Here is a 9,541-nt window from a genome sequence, read left to right on the forward strand (position 1 = left end):
AAATTTAAAAGAATAAACTGATAAATAAATCGATCAATTTAATTCCGATAAACGGAACGATAATTCCACCTAAACCATAGATCAAAAGGTTTCTTCTTAATAATGCACTGGCTCCGATTGGTTTGTAAGCAACTCCTTTCAAAGCTAATGGAATCAGAAATGGAATGATGATCGCATTGAAAATAATGGCCGATAAAATTGCAGATTCCGGACTGTGAAGATTCATGATATTCAACTTTTGAAGCGCTGGAATAAAGGTGATAAACAGTGCCGGAATGATAGCAAAATATTTAGCAACGTCATTCGCAATACTGAAAGTTGTCAATGTTCCGCGGGTCATTAATAATTGTTTCCCGATTTCTACGATTTCAATCAATTTTGTCGGGTCATTATCCAGATCCACCATATTTCCGGCTTCTTTGGCAGCCTGAGTTCCGCTGTTCATTGCAACACCGACATCGGCTTGAGCGAGAGCGGGAGCGTCATTTGTTCCGTCTCCCATCATCGCAACTAATTTTCCTTCCTGTTGTTCTTTTTTGATGTAGTTCATTTTATCTTCAGGTTTGGCTTCTGCGATAAAATCATCAACACCGGCTTTTTCTGCGATAAATTTTGCAGTTAAAGGATTGTCGCCTGTTACCATTACAGTTTTTACTCCCATTTTTCTCAATCTTTGGAAACGCTCCTGAATTCCTGTTTTAATGATGTCCTGAAGTTCAATTACGCCCCAGACTTTTTCATTCACGGAAACAACTAAGGGTGTTCCGCCGTTTTCAGAAATTTTCGTAGTGGCTTCCTGCGTTTCGGGAGGGAAAATATTTCCCGCTTTTTCTGTTAGCTTTTTAATCGTGTCATACGCTCCTTTTCGGATTCTTGTGTTTTCAAAATCAATACCTGAAGTTCTGGTTTCAGCCGTAAAATCTATATAAACAGGATTGGGAACGAGTAAATCTTTAGATTGTAATTGGCTAAGTTCTATAATGGATTTTCCTTCCGGTGTTTCATCGGCAACAGAACTTAGGGCTGAAGCTTTTATAAATTCATCAAGCTGAATTCCGTTGGAAGGATGAAATTGGGTTGCTTTACGGTTTCCGATGGTAATGGTTCCTGTTTTATCAAGAAGCAAAACATCGATGTCTCCAGCAGTTTCAACAGCTTTACCGCTTTTTGTAATCACGTTGGCTCTCAATGCTCTGTCCATCCCCGCGATTCCGATTGCAGAAAGCAGACCGCCAATCGTTGTGGGAATCAAACAAACGAAAAGTGATATAAATGCCGCAATGGTAATTGGCGTCTGTGCATAATCTGCAAAAGGTTTTAAAGTAACCGTAACTATTATGAATGTAAGGGTAAACCCCGCTAAAAGTATGGTTAATGCAATTTCGTTGGGTGTTTTTTGTCTTGAAGCACCTTCTACAAGGGCAATCATTTTATCGAGAAAAGATTCTCCGGGTTTGGTGGTCACTTTCACTTTTATTCTATCAGAAAGTACTTTTGTACCGCCCGTTACCGAACTTTTATCACCTCCCGCTTCACGGATTACGGGTGCGCTTTCTCCTGTGATGGCAGATTCGTCAATCGTTGCTAAACCTTCAATAATTTCCCCATCCATCGGGATTTGATCACCTGCTTCGCAAAGGAAAATGTCGCCCAATTTCATGTCTGCAGATTTTTTTAAAATAGTTTCTACCTGAAATCCCTGTTTGTTGTCAGTAACAACTTTTGCGGGCGTTTCTTCGCGGGTTTTTCTCAATGTATCCGCCTGAGCTTTTCCTCTAGCTTCGGCGATGGCTTCAGCAAAATTGGCAAATAAAACGGTGAAAAATAAGATGATAAATACTAAAAAATTATAACTAAAGCTGCCTTGTGATTTGTCACCCGTTAAGCTAAATAAACTTACGATGAACATCACCACTGTTCCGATTTCTACCAGAAACATGACAGGATTTTTAAACATAATTTTCGGATTTAGTTTTACGAAAGATTGTTTGATCGCTTCGTTTACCAAATCTTTTTGAAACAATGTTTGGGATTGATTTTTCATTTTTTTTGAAAGAGTTATATCATTGGAAATCAATATGACCATTAAGACAAATTAAATTTTGAAGTATTAAAATGGATAATATTATTAGAGTATGAAAAGTAATTTCGTTTCTTAATCTAATTCGCTTAATGGTTTACTATTGATTTTTAATTATTTAGAAAAATACTGTAACTGTTCCGCAATCGGTCCCAAAGTCAACGCTGGGAAGAATGACAATGCAGCAATCAGAAGAATCACGGCTAAGGTCATAAATCCAAAGGTTGCCGTATCTGTTTTTAAGGTTCCTGAACTTTCTGGGATGTATTTTTTCTGTGCTAATAATCCTGCAATCGCGATTGGGCCAATGATTGGGATAAATCTTGACAGAAGCAAAACAATTCCTGTCGAGATATTCCACCAAGGTGTATTGTCGCCCAAACCTTCAAATCCGGAACCGTTGTTGGCTGAGGATGAGGTAAATTCATATAACATTTCACTGAAACCATGAAAACCGGGATTATTCAATGTCTTTGTTCCAAATTCGGGAAAATAGGCTGTTAAAGCAGTTCCGACAAGAATTAAGAATGGATGAAATAATGCTACGATCATGGCAATTTTCATTTCTTTGGCTTCAATTTTTTTGCCTAAGAATTCCGGCGTTCTTCCAACCATCAAACCACTGATAAATACAGCCAAAATGATGAAAATGAAATAGTTTAAAATTCCGACTCCGCAACCGCCATAAAAACAGTTGATCATCATAGCTAATAACTGATTCATTCCTGAAAGCGGCATCGTGCTGTCGTGCATTGCATTGATAGAACCTGTTGAAATCACTGTCGTTGCGATACTCCAATAGGCTGAAGCTGCACTTCCGAAACGGATTTCTTTTCCTTCCATCGCGCCGAGATGTGGATCAGTTCCCATTTGGGTAATTAACGTATTTCCGTGGGTTTCATTAATAATATTTGGAATCGTTAAGGCTAAAAAACCAATCGTCATTACCGTGAAAATCGTCCAGGACAGTTTTCTTTTTTTAAGATAAAATCCAAGGGCAAAAACCATGGCAAACGGAATAATCATCTGTGTTATCATTTCGGTCATATTCGTCAGATAATTTGGGTTTTCAAGCGGATGCGCAGAGTTTGCCCCGAAGAATCCGCCACCGTTTGTTCCTAAATGCTTAATCGCAATAAAAGCCGCCGCCGGACCTCTGGAAACATCAACTTTCTGACCTTCCAAAGTTGTGATATGGTCTTTTCCTTCGAAAGTCATCGGACTTCCGTTGGCAGAAAGAATAAAAGCGACAACAATACTGATCGGCACTAAAATTCTGATCATCGATTTGGTGAAAAAATCATAGAAATTACCTAATTCTGTCGTTGTTTTATCTTTAAAAGCTTTGAAAAGTACCGCCATTGCAGCCATTCCTGTAGCAGCAGTTACAAACTGCAAAAACATTAAGTATAATTGGCTTAAGTAAGAAACGCCTGTTTCTCCCGAATAATGCTGTAAATTGCAATTTACTAAGAAAGAAATAGCTGTGTTGAAAGCTAAATCTGGTGACATATTTGGGTTTCCATCGGGATTTAAAGGAAGCCAGGATTGATTCAACAAAATAAAGAATCCAATGATAAACCAAACAATGTTGATGGTTAACATGGCAAACATATTCTGTTTCCAGGTCATTTGTTTATTTGGATTGATGCCTGAAATTTTATAAATGAAATTTTCAATCGGTTGAAAAATTTTATCTATAAAAGTCTTTTTATAACCATAAACATTAGCAATATACTTTCCTAAGAAAACACCAATAACTAATGTAATGACGAACATTGTTATAATACCTAAAATTTCTGCATTCATGATTTTTGGTTAAAATTTTTCAGGTTTCATTAAAACATAGCAGATGTACACAAAAGCGAGTATTGAAAGGAAAAATAAACTCCACATAGTTTTTTACATTTTATCAAAAAATTCAACGGATTTGTATAACATCCAAAATAATATGACACATAAGAGGATTAAACTTACCAATATCATAAAGCAATGATTAAGGTTATTACAGTGAAGATTACATATGATATCATCAGCAGGCTCAGTTTTGAGTGCTTCCGTTTTTTGAACGTTTTTCTTGAAATTGTCATTTTAAAAATATTTTATTCTAAATCGATATTACCAAAAGAAGTTCCGTTTTGTTGATTCTTGATTTAAGTTATTTAATAATAATTAGTTATGCTATTTTTTAATGGTATTGAAAAACAAGAAAGCCTATCAAAATGATAGGCTTTTTATTAAAATGATAGGTTTTTACAATTAAGTTTTATTTAAGGAGTGTAGATTTTTTAAGATGAGAATAGTTTTAAATTAAAAGATACCGACAAAAATCAATAGGAACTGACTTTAGTCTGTTTTTCTATAAACATGATTTTTATTGGCTTTAACCAAAACTTAATAAAACTTAATTTTTAAATAAAAACTTAATGGTTTAATTAAAATTTTACCTCAAATTATATTCTTCGAGTTTACGGTAAAGCGTTGCAATCCCGATTTCCAGCAATCTTGAAGCTTCTGCTTTATTACCTTTTGTGTATTGTAAAACTTTCATAATATGTTCTTTTTCTAAAGATTTCATACTAAAAAAATCTTTTTCTGTAGAATTTTTTTTAGAATAATGAGGAAGATTATCTGCATCCAGAGTATTATTATTCATTAAAATTAAACTTCTTTCTACTGTATTCCGAAGTTCGCGGATATTTCCTTTCCAATCGTTTTTTTCTAAGGTTTTGTAATAGTCCGGAGTAACTTGAACGTTTGAAATATGTAGCTTTTGTGAGAAAACATCAACAAAATTTTTCGCTAGAGCTTTTAAATCCTCTTTTCTTTCACGAAGCTCAGGAAGTCGGATTTCAAAAATATTTAATCTGAAATACAAGTCCTCACGGAAATGGCCCTGCTTAATTTCTTCTTCCAGATCACGGTTGGTCGCGGCAATCAGCCTAAAATCCGATCTTGAAACCTTGGTTTCACCCATTTTGATGAATTCCTTTGTTTCCAGAACGCGAAGCAACTTTGCCTGAAGTTCGATGGGCATTTCCCCAATTTCGTCTAAGAATAAAGTTCCGCCATTGGCCTCTTCTACCAGACCTTTTTTGTCTTTAATAGCTCCCGTAAAAGATCCTGCTTTATGTCCGAAAAGCTCGCTTTCCAGAATTTCTTTACTGAATGCAGAACAGTTGATCGCCACAAAATTATTTCTTTTTCTTTCGCTTCCTTCATGAATGGCGTTCGCAAAAACTTCTTTTCCGGTTCCTGTTTCGCCTGTTAAGAGGACAGTTGCATCGGTCAAAGCTACTTTTTCTGCTAATTTTTTAGCCTGAAGAATTAATGGTGAATTTCCGATAATTGTTTCAAATCCCTTTTGGTTGGTACTTTTTTGAATGATTTTAGATTTATTATCCTTTACTTTTTCCAACGCTTTATACACCAACGGAATAATTTTCTCATTATCATCACCTTTCACTAAATAATCGTAAGCTCCGTTTTTCATAGCCTGAACTGCATCAGTAATATTCCCAAAAGCGGTCATGAGAATAATTTCCAAATGAGGATATTTAGCTTTGATGGATTTTACCAAGTCGATTCCGAAGGCATCGGGAAGTCGGATATCACTTAACACAACATCAAATTCGTACTGTTCGAGCATAGTCATTGCAGAACGTGCCGTGGAAGCTTCTTTTACGTTAAAATTTTCTTGAGAAAGGATCATTCCTAACAATTTCAGGAGCTTGATTTCATCATCGATGATGAGAATGTTTCCGTTCATAATGTGATTTTTGGAAATCTTGTACAAACTTATTCATTTTTAAACAATTTACAATGATGATATTAAATATTAATAATACTTACAGTATCTATATCTACCATATTCTTGATTTCTATGAGGTTGTTGTAATTAGAAATGATATTCAGAATTTTTATTTTTATAACTATATTTAGAGTTTGTTTAATTTTATAATTATATTAAAACATCAAAGTAAAAAACATTTTGTATTAATACATTCTTTATTTAGAAAAATTCCAAAGTGGTAAACGTGTATATTTGCTTTTAGAATAAGAATTTCATCTATGCCGAATAATGCTTATTACAGGCTTATACCCATGACTACTTTTATTATTGATTATTATTCTAATGAAGGATATGCTGATTTGCAGACGTTAAATTTAATGATTAATTATGCTCAGTTTCTGAAGAAAGATTTATCTTTGGAAATGTTCGTACCAATTGGTCCGGATTACGCTGTATTGAAAGAGCCCAAAAATTATTCAAGCTGGAAATCCCTAAAGCATAATAATGATGAGAATAATGACGATCAATTGACTGTCTTTGAAGAATATAGACAATATAAAAATGCAGAAAAAAAATGTCTTTTTAAGGGATTTGAAGTAGCATACAACGGATATTCTGTGGTAAGAATTGTTGCCGGCTATAATAAGGAAATCGAACTGTCATTTAATAAAAATGATATGCTTTGCCAGACTTTTAAAGACATTGAATCTCTTACAGACTTGGAAATTTGCCTTAGCCCATGGGCATTAAAAATGATTGGAATAAAAAATAAAGAGCGCTAAATAAATAATCAAAATTTTAGAACATTATTTTTATTTTTTTTGGTGTTTGGTGCAATACTTATTATAATTTGTATTATCATAGTAAAACTAATCTGTAATGTAACATAATGATTAATCATACACTTCCAAATAAAAACTATCCAAGATAAAGACTTTATTATCAGGGATATTTTTACTTTGCATAGCTGAGGAAATACTTAGAAAATATGAAAACTATCCTTTAATTGCAAATTTGGAGAAACTGCTACCCATGCATACCAATCAAAAGATCAATGAGTATTTAAAAAAATTGTTAGTCCCTCTTGTTATTTCAGTTTTGATTGTACCCCTCTTTTTGAAATCGGACTTATCTCTCTCTCTGTTTATCCGAAAAAGATTAAATATTTTTAGTTTGAAGATTTTTTGAAATTTATCAAATGGGATTGAAGTAAGAACTCATTATCTTTGTTAAATAAGAAATGTGGGGAAACGGCGGAAAATAAAACATTACTAAAAAACAAAACCTACTGATTATCAGTAGGCTTATATTTAATACTTGCGGAGAGTGAGGGACTTGTATCTTTTCAGAAAAAGTCCTCACCATCGGCTTTATGCTGTTCTCTTATTTTATAGGTCACCGAATAGGTCACTTTTTGAATAAGTTTGTAAGAGCGTTTGTTTTAACTAATGCTAATTTATACTTTTTTTCACAAATAAATTCAACATATATGTCTTTTTTTGTGATTTAAGTTTAGAACTCTTAAGCTCTTCGTAGGGGAAAAGAAATCTGCTGTAAATAATTTTCCTCCAATTCTTGGAAGAAAAAAGAACGCCAAATACATTACATTAATTAAATTAGGTTAATAAATATAAATAACTGAGACAATTCTTAATTTTCAAATTCTTCTTCATCTAGAAACAGTTTAGTTAGTGTATTGAGAGTATGCAATGATTTAACAAAAATATCCAAAGCTACTTCCCTGTAATTCTCATTATTCAGTCCAAAATAATCTACAGCTCTCTTGACATTTTTATTAGAATTACTAAACCTATGTGCTATCATTCCCGAACGAAGATCTTGTAGATTTCGTAAAAATTTAATCATATCAGGAATCTCTATATCTTTACTTTCCAGAAAGCGCTCAAGCTTAGCAATACCTTTTTCATTTTCTACTTTTGATAATCCTTTTATCAACATTTCTTCGTTCAGGCTATCAATGGTGAGCTTTACCAAAGTTAATAATTGATCTGAAAATGAGGTAACAGTATTTTCTGAAGGAACATGCAAGGCGTCAAAATGTTGTTGATCAGTACCTATCTGCATTTTATAAAAATACCACCCGTATTTATTAAACCATTGTTCATTAAACCGTTTATATTTTTCTTTTAATCTTACATCAACAGCATCTGAATCTCGTGCCCATTTACCCATAATCATTGTGTCATAATAGGAACCGCTGAGTCCCATTCCTGGTTCAGGCGCAATATTATGATGTTTCCAATGTAATTGCTCTTTTTGGGGAAGCGTTCTTAAATCATTTAAAAACACCATTACATAATCATCGTGATTATTATCTATTTTTAAAGTAATAAAACTCGAACTGATATGGAAACCATTCACAGTATACTTTTGGGGATTATCATAATACTTATTTAGTACAGTCTTTTTAAAAAACACTGGTGTAAAAAATTTATATTCTTCCGAATTGCAAGGTATCAGCTTTTCACTTCCATCTTCGTTATATCCAATAATGAAAGTTTCGTGAGCATCTTCATTCACTTCAAAATGAAAAGTTTGGCTTTTAGCCGGATCATATTTCAACAATGTTTTTCCTATAATCCAACTTTGGTAACTGCGATTATCAAGTCCCAGTACAAACCTAATCAAATGGTTGTAGTTAAAAGTTTCTCCAATAAAATCCTGATCTTTGTATACAAGAGATCTTCCAGTTCCATCCTTGTCCGTAATCATCATAAAATCAAAACACAATGAAAGATGAATTTTACGAACTGCAAGGTACTCTGCAACAAACTTTAGTTTAATCTTAACTTCACGCTCCTTAACGCTGATCGCTTCTTCTTCATCTCCCAAATCATCTATATAAAAGTAACTACGTATTTGTTTGGAAGATGATTTTTCATACAAATTAAAATAATTCACGAACTCCTGTGAAACATCGACATAACGTTCGCGATTGTGACTAAACCATTTTGGAAAAACGAAAGGCTCCATTCCTTCTTCCGCAAAGCGATAATATTCTGTAATTGAGCTACCGTCTTTATAATGTGTAATTATACTTGGATGAAGGACACTTCTATTTATAACTATTTATGTTCTTCGCATTTTTGATGATATTTTAGAACATTGTTTTAAAAGACTTCGAAAGGCAAATGTTTTACTATCAGTTTTATGTATAAAAGAATTGTATGGAGAATAAGTCTCAAAAAACGATAAAATCATAGAGATTATAGCAAATGAAGAAACAAAAGAAGAATTTTGATTCATTGATCGAACCAATCAACAACTATTTGGAATCATATCACGCTGAACAAAGGATTACGAATACAGAGGCGCATTATTCAAAAACATTGGATTGTGTTAATGCTCTTGCCCAAATTTTTGAAGAATGTTTATCTTATGGGAATTTTAAAGACGAATGGGATTATGATAAATTCTATGAGTTTCTTTATGGTCCCGAATTAATCATTACGTCAATCAAAACAAATTGTGGTTATAAGTTAGGACTTAACGATAAGGGATTATATTTATCAATGCATTTACATTATAGTGAAAACTTACGTTATATCGATGACTGGATATGCAAATAAAATTTCCAGTTAGAGTTAAGCTACATTTTTGTAAATTTTGTTTTGATTGTTAAATTCTTCTATTGTTTGATAATTCAG

General features: G+C 33.3%; 6 protein-coding genes. 2 read left to right on the forward strand and 4 right to left on the reverse strand.

Annotation, left to right across the window (positions count from 1 at the left end):
• Nucleotides 1-4: 4 nt before the first annotated feature.
• From kdpB to BW926_RS09045, 3 genes are all read right to left on the reverse strand, one after another.
• Nucleotides 5-2,044, reverse strand: coding sequence for a potassium-transporting ATPase subunit KdpB (kdpB, locus tag BW926_RS09035; protein WP_076446398.1), 2,040 nt, complete (start codon nt 2,042-2,044; stop codon nt 5-7).
• 150 nt (nt 2,045-2,194) lie between these two features.
• Nucleotides 2,195-3,889, reverse strand: a complete 1,695-nt coding sequence (kdpA, locus tag BW926_RS09040) for a potassium-transporting ATPase subunit KdpA (protein ID WP_076446386.1) — start codon at nt 3,887-3,889, stop codon at nt 2,195-2,197.
• A gap of 634 nt (nt 3,890-4,523) precedes the next feature.
• Complete coding sequence (locus BW926_RS09045) at nt 4,524-5,849, reverse strand: sigma-54-dependent transcriptional regulator (RefSeq protein WP_076446388.1); 1,326 nt, start codon at nt 5,847-5,849, stop codon at nt 4,524-4,526.
• 302 nt (nt 5,850-6,151) lie between these two features.
• Between BW926_RS09045 and BW926_RS09050 the strand changes: the two genes are divergently transcribed.
• The gene (locus tag BW926_RS09050) at nt 6,152-6,655 is read left to right on the forward strand and encodes a hypothetical protein (RefSeq protein ID WP_076446390.1); all 504 of its coding nucleotides are present in this window, start codon (nt 6,152-6,154) and stop codon (nt 6,653-6,655) included.
• Nucleotides 6,656-7,523: 868 nt separating this feature from the next.
• Here BW926_RS09050 and BW926_RS09055 read toward each other — a convergent pair.
• Nucleotides 7,524-8,867 carry a hypothetical protein gene (locus BW926_RS09055; protein WP_076446392.1) on the reverse strand — a complete coding sequence of 448 codons (1,344 nt, stop codon included), beginning with the start codon at nt 8,865-8,867 and terminating at the stop codon, nt 7,524-7,526.
• Nucleotides 8,868-9,109: 242 nt separating this feature from the next.
• Here BW926_RS09055 and BW926_RS09060 point away from each other — a divergent pair, with 242 nt between their 5' ends.
• A complete protein-coding gene (locus tag BW926_RS09060; protein WP_076446394.1) occupies nt 9,110-9,463 on the forward strand; it encodes a hypothetical protein in 354 nt (117 codons plus the stop codon).
• Nucleotides 9,464-9,541 lie beyond the last annotated feature (78 nt).

Source organism: Chryseobacterium sp. RU37D (genome assembly GCF_900156075.1).
In the GTDB taxonomy this organism is placed as follows: Bacteria; Bacteroidota; Bacteroidia; order Flavobacteriales; family Weeksellaceae; genus Chryseobacterium.